General features: G+C 41.0%; 15 protein-coding genes. 4 read left to right on the forward strand and 11 right to left on the reverse strand.

Features of this window, described 5'->3' with window-relative positions; all coding sequences use genetic code 11:
* Positions 1 to 1,002: 1,002 nt before the first annotated feature.
* The 8 genes from ABD917_RS00370 to ABD917_RS00405 all read right to left on the reverse strand — a co-directional run bounded on the left by ABD917_RS00370 (position 1,003) and on the right by ABD917_RS00405 (position 11,881).
* Positions 1,003 to 2,010 (reverse strand): HlyD family secretion protein, encoded by a 1,008-nt coding sequence (locus ABD917_RS00370; RefSeq protein WP_345118110.1) that lies wholly within the window; start codon positions 2,008 to 2,010, stop codon positions 1,003 to 1,005.
* Positions 2,007 to 3,668, reverse strand: a complete 1,662-nt coding sequence (locus ABD917_RS00375) for an MFS transporter (protein ID WP_345118111.1) — start codon at positions 3,666 to 3,668, stop codon at positions 2,007 to 2,009. Before ABD917_RS00375 ends, ABD917_RS00370 begins: the two co-directional genes overlap by 4 nt.
* A 22-nt stretch (positions 3,669 to 3,690) precedes the next feature.
* Positions 3,691 to 4,107, reverse strand: a complete 417-nt coding sequence (gene atpC, locus ABD917_RS00380; RefSeq protein ID WP_345118112.1) for an ATP synthase F1 subunit epsilon — start codon at positions 4,105 to 4,107, stop codon at positions 3,691 to 3,693.
* Positions 4,108 to 4,179: 72 nt separating this feature from the next.
* Positions 4,180 to 5,790, reverse strand: a complete 1,611-nt coding sequence (atpD, locus tag ABD917_RS00385) for a F0F1 ATP synthase subunit beta (RefSeq protein ID WP_345118113.1) — start codon at positions 5,788 to 5,790, stop codon at positions 4,180 to 4,182.
* 19 nt (positions 5,791 to 5,809) lie between these two features.
* Complete coding sequence (locus ABD917_RS00390) at positions 5,810 to 6,721, reverse strand: F0F1 ATP synthase subunit gamma (RefSeq protein WP_345118114.1); 912 nt, start codon at positions 6,719 to 6,721, stop codon at positions 5,810 to 5,812.
* Between the two features lie 20 nt (positions 6,722 to 6,741).
* A complete protein-coding gene (gene atpA, locus ABD917_RS00395; RefSeq protein WP_345118115.1) occupies positions 6,742 to 8,277 on the reverse strand; it encodes a F0F1 ATP synthase subunit alpha in 1,536 nt (511 codons plus the stop codon).
* Positions 8,277 to 8,861 carry an ATP synthase F1 subunit delta gene (gene atpH, locus ABD917_RS00400; protein ID WP_345118116.1) on the reverse strand — a complete coding sequence of 195 codons (585 nt, stop codon included), beginning with the start codon at positions 8,859 to 8,861 and terminating at the stop codon, positions 8,277 to 8,279. Before atpH ends, atpA begins: the two co-directional genes overlap by 1 nt.
* Before the next feature lie 827 nt (positions 8,862 to 9,688).
* A complete protein-coding gene (locus ABD917_RS00405) occupies positions 9,689 to 11,881 on the reverse strand; it encodes a primosomal protein N' (protein ID WP_345118117.1) in 2,193 nt (730 codons plus the stop codon).
* Between the two features lie 723 nt (positions 11,882 to 12,604).
* On the opposite strand from ABD917_RS00405, the gene fsa reads away from it, so the two are divergent.
* Positions 12,605 to 13,258 carry a fructose-6-phosphate aldolase gene (gene fsa / locus ABD917_RS00410; RefSeq protein ID WP_345118118.1) on the forward strand — a complete coding sequence of 218 codons (654 nt, stop codon included), beginning with the start codon at positions 12,605 to 12,607 and terminating at the stop codon, positions 13,256 to 13,258.
* Positions 13,259 to 13,784: 526 nt separating this feature from the next.
* On the opposite strand, the gene lptE is transcribed toward fsa, so the two are convergent.
* Both lptE and leuS read right to left on the reverse strand, forming a co-directional pair.
* Positions 13,785 to 14,375, reverse strand: a complete 591-nt coding sequence (lptE, locus tag ABD917_RS00415; RefSeq protein ID WP_345118119.1) for an LPS assembly lipoprotein LptE — start codon at positions 14,373 to 14,375, stop codon at positions 13,785 to 13,787.
* Entirely contained in the window at positions 14,362 to 17,004 is a 2,643-nt protein-coding gene (leuS, locus tag ABD917_RS00420) for a leucine--tRNA ligase (protein WP_345118120.1), read from the reverse strand. The genes lptE and leuS overlap by 14 nt, the downstream gene beginning before the upstream one ends.
* 162 nt (positions 17,005 to 17,166) lie before the next feature.
* Between leuS and ABD917_RS00425 the strand changes: the two genes are divergently transcribed.
* A complete protein-coding gene (locus tag ABD917_RS00425) occupies positions 17,167 to 17,856 on the forward strand; it encodes a YggS family pyridoxal phosphate-dependent enzyme (protein ID WP_345118121.1) in 690 nt (229 codons plus the stop codon).
* A gap of 364 nt (positions 17,857 to 18,220) precedes the next feature.
* On the opposite strand, the gene ABD917_RS00435 is transcribed toward ABD917_RS00425, so the two are convergent.
* Complete coding sequence (locus ABD917_RS00435; protein WP_345118122.1) at positions 18,221 to 18,484, reverse strand: hypothetical protein; 264 nt, start codon at positions 18,482 to 18,484, stop codon at positions 18,221 to 18,223.
* A 573-nt stretch (positions 18,485 to 19,057) separates the two neighbouring features.
* On the opposite strand from ABD917_RS00435, the gene ABD917_RS00440 reads away from it, so the two are divergent.
* Together ABD917_RS00440 and acs are read left to right on the forward strand one after the other, a co-directional pair.
* Positions 19,058 to 19,198: a hypothetical protein gene (locus tag ABD917_RS00440; protein ID WP_345118123.1), complete on the forward strand. Its 141-nt coding sequence runs from the start codon at positions 19,058 to 19,060 to the stop codon at positions 19,196 to 19,198.
* 707 nt (positions 19,199 to 19,905) lie between these two features.
* A complete protein-coding gene (gene acs / locus ABD917_RS00445) occupies positions 19,906 to 21,864 on the forward strand; it encodes an acetate--CoA ligase (RefSeq protein ID WP_345118124.1) in 1,959 nt (652 codons plus the stop codon).
* Positions 21,865 to 22,192: the final 328 nt, after the last annotated feature.

Below are 22,192 nucleotides of genomic sequence, written 5' to 3' on the forward strand. Positions count from 1 at the left end.
TGATAGTATCCATAAGCATAAAGATGATGGTACAGCTTTATACTCTTCATACACACCGTCGTGAAATGGATTTAACAACATTGAGAAATGCTTTTTAAAAAAACGCACGCATGAGCGACATGCGAGCATTCCATTTTACGTGAGGAATATAATCCCATTTAAGAATAACAGCCACAAAAGCATGAGGCAATATATAACCTCCATTATTTAAAAGATATTGCTTTAAACCCTTTTACAAACCATAAAGGGCGAATAAAAAAACGCAGCAAAAAGAGAAGCTTGTTTACACCGTTACACCCGCCCCCCTAATGAAGATACTTCCCCATTTCAGGGATAACAAAAACAGATTGATGCACTATATTGTCCTCATTTAGCATAAAAAAGCTGCTATCATGCGTAAAGTACTAAACCATCTCAATCTTTGTCTCAAACATGCAACGGCACTAGATGAAGACAGCGCTTTATCAGCGGCAATAAGCTCTTTATGAGGCATAACAACATCATAAAGCCATAAACTTCCCTGTCATAAATTAGAAAATAGAGCAACTTTTTGTACAACACTTTGCAAGACAACAAGCATATCCGGTATTATATTTACCTATTCTTACAAGTAATTACACCAATTGTTTTGTCATATTCATAAAGATCTTATTATAGAATAACCTACAGAAAACCCCTGCTAAAAGCAGATTTCCTGTATGTTTGACAATTTTATATAATTCGCTTATCAGCTCACTGAACCAGCCCTGCTTTAAATATTCTCCTCAATATAACACTTTCTCCCTTCATTGATGCAAAAGAAAACTAAAATCAGTAAAAAGCGCTCCTGTTATTTTTCCTATGCAATGAATATATCTCACTCTCCTGAAGGATACTCTCTTACAGCAGAACAGATAAAAGTTTAAAGAGATGTAACATGACAAACCAAACGAAATCCTCTAAAGTAAATGCCCACTTGCTATAAGAAAAAGGTATAAAAATCAAACTGAAAATACCCAAAATTCACCCTCCAGAATCGGCACGCTGGGAAGTATCCACATACGTAACAACAGACATACCAGGAATAAGCTTTTCAGCCCCCTCTTGTCCAGGATCTAAAGCAATACGCACCGAAATACGTTGTGCAATTTTAATAAAATTACCAATTGTCGTATCCGTTTTTAATAGAGAAAATTCTGAACCCGTCGCAGGTGCGAAACGAACCACACGTCCTGTCAATTTTTTATTATTCAATGCATCAACAGAAAAAATAACCGGTTGCCCAACACGCATCTGAGAAAGTTGCGTTTCCTTATAATTGGCAATAATCCAAATATCATCTGAAATAACCGACACCAATTGCGCACCAGGCAAAATATATTGTCCCACCCGCGCACCAACCAAACCAATATAGCCCGTTTTAGGAGATAAAATCTTCGTACGATCAAGATTAAGCTTAGCCAATTCAACACCAACCTTTGCTCCTGCGACCTCTGACTGCAAACTTTGGCGTTCAAGATCCAATTGTTTTTGCAATTGGCGTTTTGTTTCAAGCGCCGTCAACAATTGTGAAAGAGGACGAGAAACAATATTCGAACTATCCCCAAAGCCTAGCTTTTTGTTTTCAGGAAGAACATTGGAAAATGCTTTTGAGCGCGCCAATTCTGCTTCTGCAGCATTAACTTCTCCCTGTAGAATTTGAGCCTGCAATATAACACTTGCAAGTTTTGCATTTTTTGAATCGAGAACAGCTTGTGCACGTGCCAACTGTTGGCGAAACAGAGCAGCATCGAGTTCAAAGAGCAGCATTCCTTTTTCAACACGTTGATAATCTTGCACATAAATCCGTGCAATAACCCCAGAAATTTGTGAACTCACCAGAGTAACATCGCCCTTAATGGCAGCATTATCAGTGATTTGAATATTACTTATAAAAGGCGGCAGCTTCCAAGCCCACAAGATTAACAAAATACCTGTAATTCCTGAGAGGAATGCAACAAGTGTTGCTCTTGCGCGTAATGCTTTTATCATTTTTTGCACCCCTCTTCACCAACATAAGACTGTTTTTTGAATGCACGAATAGAACATAACTGTACAGATATTTTCATAAGAAAAACAGTGAATACAACCACAGCAATATAAAAATAAAGCCGGAAAACATCATCATAAGCCAAAATATTTGCTGTTAATTTAAACTTTTCAATCACTCCAGATGTGCTTTGCTCATCTCCCAAAATATGAGGAACAAAAGCACCATAAGAAGGAGAAAATAAGGTGTTAGCCTCTCCTGAAATAAGAGGATCCGTAACAACAATATTTTGTGTTAAAGACTCAAAGTTCTTATGGGCGAAAAAAAACTGCAAACTGCCAAACAGGGCTGATCCCATCAATCCGCCAGTCACTTGCGTAAGCAGGAAGACGGCAATAAAACTCAAAACGTAACGTGGCCCTCGCTCACCGGAAACCACAAATCCGCGACAAAGAGCAGGCGGTAAAAAAAGTGCATAACTAAAACTGACCAACCCTTGACTGAGCATCATATCTTGTGGACGTGTTAAATGGTTCACATGACTATCTAAATAAGTCCCAAGCGCCAAACAGCCCAGAGAGACAAGATAAAAATAATCCTCGCGCCCAACACGTAAGAACAACACACAAACCGCTCCTCCTAAAAGAGCACCCAATATAATCGCAAGATTCATGGGTGCCATCTCACGATTTAACAAACCAAACAGATTAAAAAAACCCACTGCTAAAGTTGATCGTTCTAAGAGGAAAACATGAAAGACCAATAAAATGAGAACAGATTGTATCATTTCTTTACTGAAAATCCAGCGCAAATCAATCAATGGTTTTTCTCTATTAAGTTCAATAATAATTGCAATGACCAAAGAAAAAACAGCAAGTGCAAAAGCCCAGCCAATCCATGGTGCTTCATACCACCAATACAAGATACCAACAGACATAATTACAGCATTGAGTCCAAGACCAAGAGCAATCAAACCATAACTAAGCCAATCTAATTTTTGAATATCCTTATTGCGTACCACAGGGGTTAGTGGCAAAGCATAAATACATCCCAAACTAATCAGAACCAACCCCATTTCCATTGCTGAAAGGCTTGAAAAACCACCATTTTCCAGCAATCCAGGCGAGATCAAACGTGATAAGGGTGCAGCAAGAGCAGCATTCATATAATTCAAACTAAGACCAATGGTAAATTTCTTTGCTGGTGCAAAAGCCTCCATCATATAAAGCAGTGCAAGCGAAGCCAAAGGCGCTGCAGCAATACCAGCAAAAAAGCGAATGATCAGTGCAGAACGCAAATCTGTAACAAGAAGTTGTAAGACACAAACCAAAACGAAACCAAGAATTGATAATTCAGCAAAAGCACGCAACCCAAATTGGTAGCGAATTTTGATCAACATAATGGCAACGCTTACATTTGGTGCCATATAGGCAGCAACCAACCACGTTGTTTCGGTCAAAGTTGCATGGAAATCACCGGTAAGATGGACAATATTAGACTGAACAACATTTGCCCCCAGACCATAAGCCCATTGCAAGATAAAAGAGGCAAAAATATAGACGAAACACTTTGGCAAAGGACCCGCAAAAACGCGGCCTGGATATGGAAAAGGCTTACCTCCTCTTTTAGCAGACATAACCGTACTTTTTTTTCCGCCCATGTCGCCTTTCCCGTATAACCCTTTACGCCTCTGTCACCCCAGCCCCAGCAGCTGTCAATTGATCAAAAAATTCTTCAAGCTTATAATTTGTTTCATCATTTGTCCCGGCATCTAACGTTGCTCGAACTTGCAAAATCTGCTGTTCTAGCGCTTCAAAAGAGAGATGCTCGACAACAACAACATGCTCCACCAAAAGAGAACATCCTGAAAAGGTAATATTGGCAACGCCCCCACAAACAGCAAACAGCTTCTCTCCTGAAGGGGTGCGAACAAGCACACTCCCCAACACAACGCTCGCCACCAGCGGTGCATGATTCGCCATCACCGTCAAAACACCTGATGCTGAAGGAAGAACAACGGAATTCACCTGCTCTGAAAATACAATTTTTTCAGGCGATACCAGTTCAAACAAAAAATGCTCTTCTCTATTGTATTCCACAAAAATCTCCACGAGGCCTGCTACAAGGACTTTTTATCCTCTTTACACCAAGCATTTATTACAGATTTCTTCTTATGAAGAAGCCTCTGCAATGAGACGCTTTCCTTTTTCAATGGCTTCATCAATCGAACCAACCATATAAAAAGCTGCTTCTGGCAAATCATCATAATCGCCAGCACAAAGGCCCTTAAAGCCTTTGATTGTTTCTTCTAAAGGCACGAGTTTTCCAGGTGAGCCGGTAAAAGCTTCCGCTACATGGAAAGGTTGCGAAAGGAAACGTTCAATTTTACGCGCCCGTCCCACCAGCAACTTATCATCTTCAGAAAGCTCATCCATTCCAAGAATGGCAATAATATCCTGTAGTGCTCTATAACGTTGCAAAATGGTTTGCACTTGACAAGCAACCGTATAATGCTCATCGCCCACGATCAATGGATCTAGCATACGCGAGAAAGAGTCGAGGGGGTCAACAGCTGGATAAATTCCCTTTTCTGCAATTGAACGGGAAAGAACCGTTGTTGCATCCAAATGGGCAAAAGACGTTGCGGGTGCTGGATCTGTCAAGTCATCAGCTGGAACATAAATAGCCTGAACAGAGGTAATAGAGCCTGTTTTTGTACTGGTAATACGCTCTTGCAAAGCCCCCATATCCGTTGCCAAAGTTGGCTGATATCCCACAGCAGAAGGGATACGCCCTAAAAGGGCAGACACTTCAGCTCCTGCTTGGGTAAAACGGAAGATATTATCCACGAAGAAAAGAACATCTTGTCCCTCATCACGGAAACTTTCTGCAATAGTCAATCCTGAAAGCGCCACACGAGCACGTGCTCCTGGTGGTTCATTCATTTGCCCATAAACGAGTGCACATTTTGACCCTTCTGTTGAACCGTTGTTTTCTTTTGGATTCACATTTACGCGGCTTTCAATCATTTCATAATAAAGATCATTTCCCTCACGTGTACGCTCTCCCACACCAGCAAACACAGAATATCCACCATGTGCTTTTGCGATATTGTTGATAAGCTCCATAATAAGCACGGTTTTACCAACCCCAGCACCACCGAACAAACCAATCTTACCACCTTTAGAGTAAGGTGCTAACAAATCAACGACTTTAATACCAGTGACAAGAATTTCTGAGACCGTCGACTGTTCCACATATTCAGGAGCATCTTGGTGAATAGAGCGTTTTTTGGCTGTCACAATTGGTCCCACATTATCAACGGGCTCCCCAATGACATTCATAATACGACCAAGTGTTGCCTCTCCAACCGGCACACTGATCTGTGTTCCCGTATCAAAAACCTTTTGGCCACGGACAAGACCATCAGTGGTATCCATAGCAATAGTACGCACAGTATTTTCGCCCAAATGCTGAGCAACTTCCAAAACCAGACGATTCCCTAAATTATCGGTTTCTAATGCATTAAGGATATTAGGCAATGCACCTTCAAACTGCACATCCACAACAGCGCCAATAACCTGTTTGATCTCACCAACACCACCTGCTACATGCCTCTCTTCTTTTACAGGGGTATTTTTAGAAGAGCCCTGCGCAGACACAGAGGAATCCTTTACATCCACTTGAGATTTCGAGGCGGCTTTTTTCACGCCCGAACGAGCAGCTGGTTTCTTTTTCTCAACTTTTGCTGCTTCCTTACTTGACGTCACTGCTTTTACCATCAATCTTTACCTTTTCACTTTAAAGCGCTTCAGCGCCCGCAATAATTTCGATTAATTCAGTTGTAATCTGTGCCTGACGTTGACGATTATAAGCCACCGTCAATTTATTAATCATTTCACCCGCATTGCGCGATGCATTATCCATAGCAGTCATCTTCGCACCCATTTCACCAGCGACATTCTCTAGCAAAGCGCGAAAGATTTGCACGGAAAGATTGCATGGTACAAGCGCCTCCAAAAGAGAAGCAGCATCGGGCTCATAATCATAAACAATCGACTGTAAATTCTTGTTTTTATCTGCCTTTTCAACAACATTGTCTGTCTCCATAGCTCCCTTGGTAGAACCCATCGGGATCAAAGGGAAAGCCGTTGGACGCTGATTAATCACGGAAACAAATTCCGAATAAAATAGCGTACAGACATCAAAAGCACCCTCATTAAATAACGCAACAATCCTTTGGCTAATCATTGCTGCTTCATTAAAACCAACCCGCTTTACAGCATGCAAATCAATGTGATCAACCATCAAAGCTTTATAATCACGCGATAAAATATCTGCGCCCTTTTTCCCCACGGTTAAAATCTTAACGATTTTACCAGCAGCAAGCAGAGTCTTAATCTGCTCACGTGCACGGCGTGCAATCTGCACATTAAAAGCCCCACACAATCCACGCTCAGCAGTACAAACCACCAAAAGATGAACATCATCCCGACCAGTTCCCCGCATAAGGGGAGGAGCATCAATATTATCTACATCAGCAGCAACACTGGTTAAAACATCCGCCATCCGTTGTGCATAGGGGCGCGCGGACCGAGCGGCCTCTTGTGCACGGTGCAACTTTGCCGCTGCAACCATCTGCATAGCTTTGGTAATCTTCTGTGTTGCCTTAACCGAGGCGATACGGTCTCTAAGATCCTTCAACGATGCCATTTAAGCATTCCATCACTTCATCACGAAAAATTCTTCGCATAAGACTTAAGAACAGTAAGCAACTTATCCTTAAGCTCATCGGTTAGCTGTTTTTGCTCAGCAATTGCTTTTAAGAGATCTTGGTGATCACTACGCAAGAGTGTTAAAAGCCCCTGTTCGAATCGCGCAACATCGGAGACAGCCAGAGGATCAAGATAACCATTCACCCCAGCAAAAATGACAGCAACCTGCTCTTCTGTTTTCAAAGGAGAAAATTGTGGTTGCTTCAAAAGCTCTGTCAAACGTGCACCACGATTTAAAAGACGCTGCGTTGAAGCATCCAAATCAGAACCAAACTGTGCAAAAGCTGCCATTTCACGATATTGTGCCAATTCCCCTTTGATCGATCCAGCCACTTGCTTCATCGCCTTAATTTGCGCAGCAGAACCAACCCGCGACACAGAAAGCCCAACATTCACCGCAGGACGAATTCCTTGATAGAACAAATTGGTTTCCAAGAAAATCTGCCCATCCGTAATAGAAATGACATTGGTAGGAATATAAGCGGAAACGTCATTTGCCTGTGTTTCAATGACTGGTAAAGCTGTCAAAGATCCAGAACCGTTCTCTGCATTAAGCTTTGCCGCTCGCTCTAAAAGGCGTGAATGAAGATAGAAGACATCACCGGGATAAGCTTCACGGCCTGGTGGGCGACGAAGCAAAAGAGACATTTGGCGATAAGCCACTGCTTGTTTAGAAAGATCATCATAACCGATCAAAGCATGTTGCCCATTGTCGCGGAAATACTCACCCATTGCACATCCCGCAAGAGGAGCAAGAAATTGCAAGGGAGCAGGATCAGAAGCAGTAGCCGCAACGATAATGGAATATTCAAGCGCACCACGCTCTTCTAAAACTTTCACGAACTGTGCGACTGTTGAGCGTTTTTGACCGATAGCAACATAAATACAATAAACCTTATCCTGTTCGCGCCCAGAATCTTTTTCGTGGAAAGGTCTCTGATTTAAAAATGTATCGAGCAAAATCGCTGTTTTTCCTGTTTGACGATCGCCGATTACCAATTCACGCTGTCCTCGTCCAATGGGAATGAGTGCATCAATAGCTTTCAATCCGGTTGACATAGGCTCATGCACAGACTGACGGGGAATAATTCCTGGTGCTTTTACATCAACACGACGACGTTCTGTTGCTTTAAGCGGACCTTTTCCATCGATAGGGTTTCCCAGTGCATCGACAACACGACCAAGCAGAGCAGGTCCCACAGGAACATCCACAATAGTTCCCAACCGCTTAACACTATCACCTTCACGGATATCACGGTCAGAACCAAAAATCACCACCCCGACATTATCGATTTCCAGATTCAAAGCCATACCGCGTACGCCATTTGAAAAAGAAACCATTTCACCTGCCTGGACATTATCCAAACCATAGACACGGGCGATACCATCCCCTACAGAGAGAACCCAACCGATTTCTGAAACTTCAGCCTTTTGGTCAAAGTTTCTGATTTGCTCTTTTAGAATTTTTGAAATTTCAGATGGTCTAATATCCATCAGCTGACCTCTTTTTTCAATGCAAGCTTAAGCGAAGACAATTTTGTTACAAGAGACGTATCAATTTGAGACGACCCCACACGAATGATTAATCCACCAAGAATTGTTGGATCGACACAGATATTTAGCAAAACTTTTCCCCCCACAATACCTTCCAAAGCCACACGCAGCTGTTTTTCTTGGTGAGAACTTAAAGGGCGAGCAGAAATAATCTGCGCCGCAGTTTCTCTGCGAGAAAGGGCAACACGACGCTGAAAAGCATGTAGAATACCGGACAAGGCATAAAGCCGACGATTTATTGTGATAATATGCAAGAAGTTTTCAATGATCTGACCAGCGCTCCTATCAGCAAATTTGATGCTCTGACAAACAGAACGCACCACTTCAACCTGCTCTTTTACTGAAAAGAACGGACTTTGCACAAAGCGTTTTAAGTCTTCATTTTGATCCAAGACAAGCAAAAAAGATGCGACTGCCTTTTCAACCTTTTCCACCGCTCCTGCTTCTTGTACGAAATCAAAAAGCGCTTGCGCATAGCGTTGATCTACCAATGGCAGCGGTATAAGAGAAAATGAATCCGACACGAAATACCGCCTCTTTCCCTTGAGCGACTCTCTGATAGTTATCAGATGAAATAAAACAGACACTCCAAATTCTAAGAATGCCCTTCTTAAAACCCAGAATAAAAAAACTTTTTGGTTTCTAGCATAGACATAACCGACTCGCAACACTCCAAATTGATGCTTTCTGAAAATTTCAACGAAAATATTCAAAATATTTTTTAAAAGGATTTTTCAGAATAGACAGGTTATTACTACAGTTAGCCTATGTTTCTTTTTGCCATTCTTTACTCAATTTTTCAAGTCTCTTTTTTGACATCAAGAGCAAAATTAGGGCGGATGGCTACCGCTACCGCAAAAATGTGTTATTTCAAACTTATAAGCAAGCAATAATAACGGATATTCACCTTACAATAAAGAAAAAATGGATCTTTTTTAATCTCCCTTCTTTATCTAAAAATATCCCACCAACTCTTTTCTTTTAAAACGCATTCTTAAAGCAAATCCCCCTGCTAAAGCGTATTGTTTTGAGAAAATACCAGTACCATATAAACCCGAACTTAAAGAAGGCATTTTGGGAGCATTTCGCAAGCATTACACGAATAAACCCTTGTATATCAAAACAACGCTGTTCCCCTAAAAAAACAAAAAAGCAGTAACAACCAAAAATGATAACGCCCTTAAATGAGAGCCAGTGGAGCCTCTACTAGCACCATGACTAAGATTTTATCCCCCAAGCAACTTGGCATACTCCCCACACATAATATTCTGCTGTTTAATGCTTTTCTAAACAACACAATCCATAGAGACAACCCAAAACGTCTTTGCAGAAAATACTCTCTTGTATTTTTCTAAAGAAAACTTTGTGGATCAATATCAATCTGAACCCGAACAGAAGAAGGCATTTTGGGAGCATTCGCAAGCATTACACGAATAAACCCTTGTATATCAAAACAACGCTGTCCCTGAAGTAACAACCGAAAACGATAACGCCCCCGAATAAGAGCCAATGGAGCCTCTGCTGGTCCCATAACCGAAATATTTTTATCTCGTGGTGCAATTTGGCGCAATGCGCGTGCATAATGTTCTGCCATTTGACGTTTTTCTGAAGAAACAATCAAAGAAGCCAACCGCCCATAAGGTGGAAGATGATAATGCTCACGCATAGCAATCTCATGTGCATAAAAATCCTCACCTTTTTGTGAAAGCAGAGCTTTTATCACCGGATGATCAGGCTGATAAGTTTGCAAAAGTCCCAGACTTTCCAACCCCATACGCCCTGCCCTCCCAGTCACTTGAGACAAAAGTTGAAAGGTACGCTCTCCCGCACGTAAATCACCATTGGCAAGACCAAGATCGGCATCAATAACCCCAACCAACGATAGTCTAGGAAAATGGTGCCCCTTGGCAACCAATTGTGTTCCAATAATAATGTCCACTTCGCCATTGGCAATAGCCTGTAATTCGCGCCGCAACTGACCAATCCCACCTTGAAGATCAGTTGAAAGAATCAACAACTGTGCTTGAGGAAAAAGCTCCTGTGTTTCTTCAGCAACTCTTTCCACACCAGGTCCACAAGCTACGAGATGGTCTAGGGTCCCACATTCAGGACAAGCTTCTGGAAGGGGGTGATGAAACCCACAATGATGGCACTTAAGCAGCCTTTGGGCGCGATGCTCAACCAACCAACTTGAACAATCGCGACAATGAAACCGATGTCCACAAACACGACACAAGGTTAAAGGTGCATAACCACGACGATTGAGAAACAGCAGCGCCTGTTCACCTTTTTCAAATGTTTGTTTTAAAGCCTCCTCAAGAGCAAAAGAAATAAAACGCCCCCTTTGCACACCTCCTTGACGCATATCAACCACTCGCAATTGTGGAAGAGCCGCCGCTTGAAAGCGCGATGGCAAATACACTTTTTGGTAACGCCCCCACAAAACATTGACCTGACTTTCAATAGACGGTGTCGCGGAGGATAAAATAACAGGAAAATGCTCGAAAGAGCCCCGTGCCACCGCCATATCACGCGCATGATAAAAAATGCGCTCTTCTTGTTTATAGGCACCATCATGTTCTTCATCCACCACAATCAAGCCAAGATCATGAAAGGGAAGAAAAAGTGCCGAACGTGCTCCCGCCACAACCCGTATTCGCCCTTCAGTCACCTGCCGCCACACACGTTCACGACGACGGGGCGACAAATCGGAATGCCATTCAGCCACTCCTGCTCCAAAGCGGGCATGAAAGCGATCTAAGAATTGTTGTGTTAGAGCAATTTCCGGCAATAAAATGAGAACCTGCTTGCCCTGTATGAGTGCTTGAGCAACCGCTTCAAAATAAACCTCTGTTTTTCCTGATCCCGTCACACCATCAAGCAAAAAAACTTGAAATTGAGAAGACGAAACACCTTCCCGCAAAAGACGCGCTGCTTCATTCTGTGCTCCCTCCAGCTGAGGGGAGCAAAAATCTGGATTGGGTGGCGCCACAAGAGCCGGTGGCGATACCACAACCTCTTCAAAAACCCCAAGCGATTTTAACCCTTCAACAACAGAAACAGAAGTTCCTGCTGCATGGGCAAGACCAGAACGCGTCCAAACCTCACCACCGCGCGCCAACTCCAAAACCCGCAGGCGTGCTGGTGTTAAACGCTCCACATCTCCCCCACAATACCGCAAACCGGGCTGTAGTTCTTCTGGTTCTAAAGCAGCCGGTACCCCCAAAACCAATCGTGCAACAAGCCCCAAAGGAGTCATCGTATATCGGCTCACAAAACGCAAAAATGCGATCATTTCCCCGCTCAACGGCGGACAATCAAAAACATGAAGCAGAGAGCGTAATTTTTTACCCGCCACAGATGCAAAACCTTGTCCATCTTCTCTAGTCTGTTCTCCCACCTCCACCACAACACCACAAACTTGGCGCCCCATCACCGCAACACGAACAAAAGAACCAACATCACACTCCAGAGAAGGTGGAACCTCATAACTATAGGCATACGCAACAGGAAGAGGCACCAAAACGGAAACAATCTTTCTCATATCCTCTGTCACATCTCACTTTATCTTTTGTTTCAAAATACGAACCTTTTATCCAAACAATGTCTCGCTTACTGTTGCCTAACTTATCATGCCCCCTCCCCAACAAATTCTCCCTCAACCAATCTCTAGACCACTACAATATTCATGCAAAACCATAAAAAAGCGCATCCCCCCTCAAATGTCACATCTTCTCCCCCATAGCAGATAAAATTCAATAATAATAAGCATGCAGAATAAACATCAAAAGAAAAACCATTTTTTCCTCTGTAACAGATTTCGTCATTTTCTATAACAAGACTATACGAATTCTTTTATACAATCAGTATTGCTAACTTTCCTATTTTTGCTGTTTATCTTTGCAGTGTAGAAAATCATTAACCTGATTTATTCTTTCGCCCTTATCAAAAACATCTGTGTCACAAGTTACATTTCCATGCACTCTTACTATTGAAGACCCCAAAACCAACAGCCCCCTCCTTAAAAGATTGGCTTTTTATGACTATAAGCATTTAAGGAATAATACCTTGGAGAGCTAACATAAATTCCCTCATTACCTCTCTTTTCAACAACCCATTTTTGCCCTGTTCCCGCTTTATATCGGGGCTTATCTTATAAGAATGCAATCCTCCCTCTTGCTTTTGCCATAAACAATAGCGCATAACAAAAACAGGGAAAAATATCAGCAGCTTTGAATACAAGAGCAAACAACCAAGGAGATGGGATATGAAATTTTTTGTGGATAGCGCCAATATTGAAGAAATCCGAGAATTACAAAATTTGAACCTTGTTGATGGTGTCACCACCAATCCCTCACTCATCTTAAAATCAGGATGCAACATTTTTGACGTGACAAAAGAAATCTGTAACCTCGTCAATGGACCTGTTTCTGCTGAAGTTGCTGCAACAGAATTTGCAGACATCATGAAAGAAGCAGCTGTTTTAGCAAAAATTGCTGAGAATATTTGTATCAAGCTTCCCTTAACATTTGATGGATTAAAAGCCTGTAGTGCTCTGACAAAACAAGGATTAAAAACCAATCTTACCCTTTGCTTTTCAGCCAATCAAGCTTTACTTGCTGCCAAAGCAGGTGCAACATTCATTTCACCATTTGTTGGTAGAATCGATGATTGCGCAAGTAATGGTAGTGATCTGCTTCATGAAATTCGCACAATTTATGACAACTATAACTTTAAAACGCAAATTTTAGCTGCTTCAATCCGTACCGTTAATCATGTTAAAGAAGCAGCTCTAAGTGGTGCTGATGTTGCAACGGTTCCACCAGCTATCTTAAAAGCACTGGTGAAACACCCCCTAACCGATAAAGGATTACAAATCTTCCTTGAAGACTGGAAAAAAACCGGACAAAATATCGCTTAATCTTTTGCAAAACCTCTTTAAAATAATCGTAAAATCTGTTTCGCAAATTTCATACAATACATTGATTTATAAGTCATCACTTCTTGTTTTTCATGTTGCAGAAAAGACCCAAAATGTCATGAAGTTCTCTCATTATCTATTGATATCAAATCCATAAAAACTAATCATATGCACGTTACAAGCGAGATTAATGTGGAGAGAAAAACACATCAAAAAATAAGTAAAATGCTGCTTCTTCTGAACTGTCGCAAATGCCAAGAGCGCTAACAACATTGGACGCTGGCAAAGAGCAGAATGGTATCAACTTGCTGCTTAACCACACGCCTGCCACGTATTTTCTTCTGCTTGCATCGTTGTATATTCTTGGCATGGCCCCTCAAAGATGCGCATAGTGTCCCCATGCACTTAGAACGCTGTTGTAATCATCAATATCCCAGCAGCCATTTTAAAGGTATTGGCAAAAAATCCTCTACCGTAAAGGATTACAGATCTTTCCTAAAAACTGGAAAAATGGACAAAATACCACTTAATGAATTGAAAGATCTTTTGAAAGCAGCAGCATAATCTCTTCAGCTAATTCTTCAGCCACACGCTTTCTAGCATTTTCCTCTGCTTGCACCGTTGCATATTCTTGGCGCAACCGTTCAAAAGAAGCACTCATGCTTACCGTACTTTCAGCAATAAGAACATTTTTCATATCCTGCAAGACGTAGGAAACTTTCCCCACCACAGTTCCAATAGAGGGCCGCCCTTCTCTTTTTCTATCGCGATCAACTTCTATCTGTACAGATTTCCTTGTAAACATAGATGTTTTCAATGCCAACTGATAAACAGGCGTAGAAGGTTTACGCCCATTTCCATAAAGAAGAAACAACAGATGATTGCGTACCATCTGTCCAAAACGATCTGATGGTTCGGAAACAACAACAGATGCGAGTTTTTCGGAAAGACTCAAAGATTTTTGTTTTGGAAGCGAATCATTAAAAATAGAATCTACAGAACCTATTTTTGTCGAAATCTGCGACAGCGGATGATAAAGTGGTTCAACTTTGCACCCATATAAAAGAGTTAACAAACCCACTAAGCTTATAAAAATAAAACTTTTAGAGAACGACATTGACAATCCTTTGTGGAACAATAATCATTTTTTTCACCGATTTTTCACCCAAATGCGCCTTTACAAAATCAAGAGCCAAAACCGCCTCTTCAATCATCGCTGGCGTAGCGGTTGCTTCCACCTTCACCTCACCACGTTTTTTACCATTAATTTGTACCGGCAAACTATAGCAGTCCTCGATGATTAATGTGGGATCATAAGCGGGCCAAGCAAGCTCAGACATCAAAGTTTTCTCTCCCAAAGCAGCATGGCATTCTTCTGCTAAATGCGGCATGATAGGTGCAATCATAGCAAGGAAAAAATCCACCCCTTGGCGCAAAGCAGCCTTCATTTTATCCTCAACACTTGTCACATTATTTAATAAGGGCGCCATAATATTCAAGAGTTCATAAAGACGTGCGATGGCACGATTAAAGGCAAATTTTTCCAAATCATCTTCCACTGCATGGAGTGTTCGATGCGCAGCTTTTGAAAGTTGCAAAGCCGCACCCTGCTGCCCAGCACAAGGCGCTACATTCCTTAATACTGGAGCACTTAAAGCCACATGGCGCCAAACGCGTTGTACAAAACGATGTGCGCCTTCAACCCCCGATTCTGTCCAGATGACATCCCGCTCAGGAGGAGAATCAGACAACACAAACCAGCGTACAGTATCGGCTCCATAAGATGCGATAATATCATCAGGATCAACGACATTCTTTTTAGATTTAGACATTTTTTCAATCAAACCAATTGTCACTTCACTCTGATCGGTTAGTTTATAAGCGCGCCGCTTTCCATCCTTTTCAACAATCGAAATCTCTTCTGGTGAAACCCAACCCTTCTCATCGCGATAGGTTTCATGCACCACCATACCTTGCGTAAAAAGCCCTTTAAAAGGCTCATCCACACTCACATAGCCCATTAATTTCATGGCACGCATAAAAAAACGTGCGTAGAGAAGATGGAGAATAGCATGTTCAATTCCACCAATATATTGTTGCACAGGCAACCATTCTCTTATCGCTTGTGGGTCTACGGGCTCCTGTGCAAAAGGAGCAGTAAAACGCGCATAATACCAAGAAGAATCCACAAATGTGTCCATGGTATCGGTTTCACGTTTGGCAGGCTTTCCGCACACAGGGCAAGCAACGGCTTGCCACTTTTCATGGCGCACAAGAGGATTACCTAGCTGTTCAAAGGTGACATCATCAGGTAACACAACGGGCAAATCGGCACGTGGCACTGGAACCACCCCGCAAGATGTACAATGGATCATGGGAATCGGACATCCCCAATAGCGTTGACGTGAAATCCCCCAATCACGCAACCGAAATTGCACTGTTTTTTCCCCCTGAGGCTGCCCATAAAGCATTTGTCCCTCAAGCCTTTTGGCTGCTTCGTCAAAAGCTTCTTGTGGTGTTAAACCATCTAAAAAGCTGGAATTGATCATCACCCCATCACCAATATAAGCCGTATCAGTAATGGAAAAATCTTCTCTTTCAACCCCTGAAGGCAACACCACAGGACACACCGGAAGATCATATTTACGCGCAAAATCCAAATCTCTCTGATCATGGGCAGGACAGCCAAAAACAGCTCCCGTTCCATAATCCATCAACACAAAATTGGCGATATAAACAGGAATATGCACCGTTTCATCAAAGGGATGAACAGCCAAAAGCGATGTGCGAAATCCTTGTTTTTCAGCAGTTTCAAGCGCCGCAGTTGTTGTTCCACCACACCGACAATTGTCAATAAAAGCGCTCAATGCTTTATCCTTTTGCGCAAGAGCTTGGGCAATGGGATGATCGAAAGACAATGCCAAAAAAGAAGCACCAAACAGCGTATCGGGTCGTGTTGAATAACAGACCACTTCGTTAAAGGACGGACAACCCTCATCGGCTTCCTCTGTTGGCTTCAAAGCCCAACGAATCAACAAGCCTTGTGACTTACCAATCCAATTTTTTTGCATAGTGCGAACTTTTTCAGGCCACTGTTCCAGCTCTTCAAGCCCTGCCAGTAACTCTTCACTAAAATCACTAATTTTGAAAAACCACTGCGTCAGTTCTCGTTGTTCAACCAACGCGCCTGAACGCCAACCCCGTCCATCAACAACCTGTTCATTTGCCAAGACAGTCTGGTCAACAGGATCCCAATTGACCTTAGCCACTTTTCGCGCCACCAAGCCTTTTTGATAAAAATCAAGAAACAACATTTGTTGGCGGTGGTAATAATCCACATCACAAGTTGCAAATTCGCGCGTCCAATCTAGTGAGAGCCCTAACTGCTTTAATTGCCCACGCATCACGGCAATATTCTGATAGGTCCAAGTTTTAGGATGCACTTTATTTTGCATAGCAGCATTTTCAGCCGGCATACCAAAAGCATCCCACCCCATAGGATGAAGCACATTAAATCCCTTTGCACGTTTATAACGCGCCACAACATCTCCCATGGCATAATTGCGCACATGCCCCATATGAATGCGCCCAGAAGGGTAAGGAAACATTTCTAAAACATAATATTTCTCACGAGGATCTTCCCCCACAGTCTGAAAAATTTTCTTTTCATCCCAAATTTCTTGCCACCTTTGTTCGCGGGCACGTGGATTATAGCGTTCACCTAAATTATAACGTTCAATCGTCATTTCTATGATACTCTTTATAAAATTGAACTAAAAAACTTGTTTTATGCTTGACCATGGATTAACCCCTTCGTCAATATTTTCAGTCAATATTTCACGAAGTATTTTTTAAAGCTCTTACAAATAATAATGCAATCACTCAACAAAAATAGAAAGTATAAAAAGATGAGCACACACACCCCCCCCCCAGATCCTTCTCTTGAAGCATGGAAAAATCTACACAAGGACATTACTGAAACATGTCAAGAATATCATCGCTCCCCACAAGAGGTCCAACTTCTTGCTGTTTCAAAAACTGTTCCTATAGAAAATATACGCCCTCTTTTACAAGCAGGTCAAAGGCTCTTTGCAGAAAACCGCGTGCAAGAAGCCGCTGAAAAATGGTTCATCTTGCGTCAACAGTTTGAAAATATTGAACTTCACCTTATCGGCCCCTTACAATCGAACAAAACAGCACAAGCTGTCAAAATTTTTGATGTCATTCAAACCGTTGATCGTGAAAAAATAGCCAAAAGCTTGGCAGAAGAAATGCAAAAACAACAAAGACATCTCCCCTGTTATGTCCAAGTTAATATTGGCTTAGAGCCGCAAAAAACTGGCATTGCCCCCCAAGAAGTAGTCCCTTTTGTTTCCCAGTGTAAAAATCACTATGGACTTGATATCATTGGTCTGATGGCCATCCCTCCTGTCGAGGAAAATCCTGGTCCCTATTTTGCCCTCTTAGCAAAACTAGCAAAACAAGCAGAACTCCCAAAGCTTTCCATGGGCATGTCTAATGACTTTAAAACAGCTTTGCAATTTGGCTCGAATATCCTTCGTATTGGTTCTGCTTTATTTGGAGAGCGCCCTATATAAAGCAATTTCCTCTCATATAAATTCATTTCCATTGAAGATCATATGTTCAAGTCAATATTGGCTTAGAGCCACAAAAAACTGGCATTACCCCGCAAGAAGTAATCCCTTTTATTACCCAATATAAAAATCACTATGAACTTGATAGCATTGCTCTGATGGCCATACCTCCTGTCGAGAGAAACCCTAATCCCTCTTTCTCCCTGTGAGCAAAATGAGCAAAAAAGCTGGTTTTTCAAAACTTCTCCCATGGTCTGTTTTCAACATATCTGCAATACATAGAATGGACTCACAACAATTCTACAATTTTGCTCTGATATCCCACATTAGCTCTATTTTACAAAATTTTGCAAAATACCCTCTCTCATCACCACTCCACCAAAACAACCACAACCCAACTAAAGCGAAATAAGAAAGGTGAAATGCACACGAAAAGAGAGCCATAAGAGAAATAATAACAAACAAAATATTCAGCACGGATAGCACGGTAATTCTCGTTAAAACCACCAATTCTCTCAACTTCTGCAAGAGATATGAACAATTGCCTCACGTGACAATAGCGTAAAGCAAACGAAGAGAAGATTAAAGCATTAATCCGCGCCCATATTTCAATGCAAGCCGCTTGATTCAATAAATACTCTCAAATGCCCAAGAAAGCACTAAGAGCCATGCAAACCAGCATGAGCGCAATCATAAAGAGAGCATAGAGGCTTTCTGCACACCGAACAAAGTAAGATGCATACAGCAATCAGCTAAAAACAGAAATTCACCAAGCAACCGCAAAACACTAGCAACGCAACTGAATTCAAAAACGATATAAATATATTTCTTTATTATTCTCGTAAATCAAGATAAAAACAGCAAATTTTCAGATGTAAAATTTTTCCAATTTTAAAATAAAATTAACAAAAACAGTCAGTTATTGCTTATAATTTAAATTATTATAAATAATATTCTTATCTTCTTAAGAAGAAGAATTCTATGTATAAATAATATAAGTATTCTTTTTATTGATAAATTTAAAAATTATGTTTGACACCTCTCTAAAATGCATGAGAGCAATTTGAGGTGTATCATTATGATACTATTTTATCTTAATAGAGATAATTAAGGAGGAGTAACATGAGAAATTTTGGCTCAGGTTTAACTTATACTATAAATGATTCAACACCTGTTTATGGAAGTGCTTGTAGTACTAACTAACATGAATGCACATGGCTTGGAAGTAGGAGTGACGTCAGGATCGGTAGGGGCATTACAAGGTTGGATTACTGGGGGACAAGTGGGTGCATTTACAGGTGAAGTAGGATCTTTTGCATTGGGATACGCAGGAGGTGCTGTTTAGGGTTTTGGACAAAAAGCTTGGGAGTGTTGGTTCTAATTTATAGAGAATAGCGCAAAGATATCTCTGAAGTTCATGACTTTGTAAATACACTAAAGTTAATTATCTATATCTATGGATAAAATAATTTTCAGAGATACTTATTATGTATCATATAAAGGATTTTGTTATAATGGATATTTATTCTGAAATTGTAAGACTATTTTTCATGCTCATTATAATGACTCCTATAATTGCCATTTCTTTTAGATAATTGCCATTTCTTTTAGAATATTCAATGGCGTAGCTTGGAGATTGTCTATTCTAATGGCATTAACGTCAGTTATTATGTTATTTATTACTAATTTTTTGCGCAGATATTTCGGTTTATATTAATATCGTAACAATATTTCTTTTCAAAACAAGAGAATAAAAATAAAAAACATTCAAAGCGATAAATCGCCTTCATCTCTCTTTTTTAAGCCGTTTTAAAAAATTAATTTCTTTATACATCTATAAAAAGTTCTATAATATAATACACTTTTCCACATTGAAGCACCTCAAAGCAGCATAAAATATTCTCTGCAATATCATCACATTAAATTTTTAAAATTGACTATTTTAATTTTTGTCATTTAATCTACTCTCAAAATGAAAAGCTTACGGGGAAGTTTTGCCTAAAAAATATAGTGGGCTGATTTTTCTCTATAGTAAATAAAAAGAGGGAACATATGTCTGAAAAAATCTATCCAATATCAGAAGATATTAAAAAAACTGCTCTCATCAACGAAGAAACCTATCAACAATGGTATCAGGAAAGCATCAATGATCCAGAAAGTTTCTGGGCAAAACATGGTCAATGTATTGAATGGTTTAAGCCTTTTACAAAAGTAAAAAATACGTCTTTTCATGGTGATGTCTCGATTCAATGGTACGAAGATGGAATAACAAATGTTGCCTATAATTGCATCGATCGCCACCTAAAAACCCATGGTGATAAAATTGCCCTGATTTGGGAAGGAGATAATCCTTATCACGATAAAAAAATAACCTATAATGAACTTCATGAACATGTTTGCCGTTTTGCCAATATTTTAAAGAACCACGGCGTCAAAAAAGGTGACAAAGTCACCATTTACCTAACCATGATTCCTGAAGCAGCCTATGCCATGCTTGCTTGTGCCCGCATTGGCGCTGTCCATTCAGTGATTTTCGCAGGCTTTTCTCCTGAAGCCATAGCAGAACGCATTGTTGACTGTGAATCAACCTTCATCATTACTGCTGACCACGGCTTGCGTGGTGGAAAGCGGATTCACTTAAAAGACAATGTGGACCATGCCATTGAGATTGCCGCACAGCAAAACGTGCATGTAAACCAAGTCATGGTCATACGACGTACCTGCGACGCCATTAATTGGATAGAAGGACGAGATTTTTGGTACCATGAGGAAATACCCCATGCAAAAACAGACTGCCCTGTAGAAAAAATGAATGCTGAAGATCCCCTTTTTATTCTTTATACTTCTGGCTCTACGGGCAAACCGAAAGGTGTCTTGCATACAACAGCAGGCTATCTTGTTTATGCCGCGATGACCCATAAATATGTTTTTGATTATCATCTTGGTGAAATTTACTGGTGCACTTCTGATATTGGTTGGATTACAGGGCATTCTTACTTAGTTTATGGTCCCTTATGCAACGGCGCCACCACTTTAATGTTTGAAGGCACACCAACTTTTCCTGATAACGGTAGATTCTGGGAAATTGTTGATAAACACCAAGTCAATACATTCTACACCGCACCAACGGCTATTCGCGCTTTAATGGGGGCAGGCAATTCATTTGTTGAACGCTCGAAAAGAACATCCTTGCGTCTGTTAGGCACCGTAGGCGAACCGATTAATCCAGAGGCATGGGAATGGTTTTACCATACAGTTGGAAACAATCACTGTCCTATTCTTGATACATGGTGGCAAACAGAAACAGGAGGACATATGATCACCCCCCTTCTTGGCGCAACGCCGCTTAAAGCAGGCTCCGTCACACGTCCTTTTTTTGGAGTACAACCCCAAATCATCGACGAGCAAGGAAATATTTTGGAAGGTGAAGCAGAAGGGTATCTTTGTATTATTGAGTCATGGCCAGGACAAATGCGCACCCTCTATAATGACCATGAACGCTTTATTGAAACCTATTTTTCCACCTATAAAGGAACATATTTTACAGGCGATGGTTGTAGGCGCGATAGCGATGGCTATTACTGGATTACAGGACGGGTTGATGACATTCTCAATGTCTCTGGACACAGACTAGGAACAGCAGAAATTGAATCAGCACTTGTTTCTCATCCTGCAGTTTCAGAAGCCGCTGTTGTTGGTTATCCTCATGCAATTAAGGGGCAAGGAATTTATAGTTTTGTTACCCTCATGGAAGGAACATCCCTAAGTGAAGAGTTGCACAACGAGCTTATAAAGCATGTCAGAAAGGAAATAGGCTCCATTGCCATATTGGATAAAATACAATTTGCCTCTCAATTGCCAAAAACGCGATCAGGAAAAATTATGAGACGTATTTTACGCAAAATTGCTGAAAATGATTTTGACAATCTAGGAGATACTTCGACCCTTGCCGAACCACAAGTTGTTGATGATCTTATTGCCAATCGCCAAAATAAAGAAACGATCGCATAACGCATAATACCACCTGTGGGCTTTAGCCTTCTTGCTAAAATGGATTTAGCCTTTCTGCTAAAGCCCCCAGTAAAAATCCAAACCAATGCCACTCTTCTATTTGTCAAGGAAAAATATTACGAATACTCTTTTGATTTATAGAGAGTTCATAAAAAATCTCTTTACACTTTTCTTAAACTTTCCCCACACACATCCCCTATGAAAGGCAAATAGAACAGTTTATATTCATGGTAAAAAGTGTACAATCAATATACTCTCTGTAAAGCTTTTCTTAAAATTAAAGAAGAATAAATTACCCTTATAACTCAAGGTGTTTTTGTTAAAAAAC

The organism is Bartonella pachyuromydis (assembly GCF_039543065.1).
GTDB lineage: Bacteria > Pseudomonadota > Alphaproteobacteria > Rhizobiales > Rhizobiaceae > Bartonella > Bartonella pachyuromydis.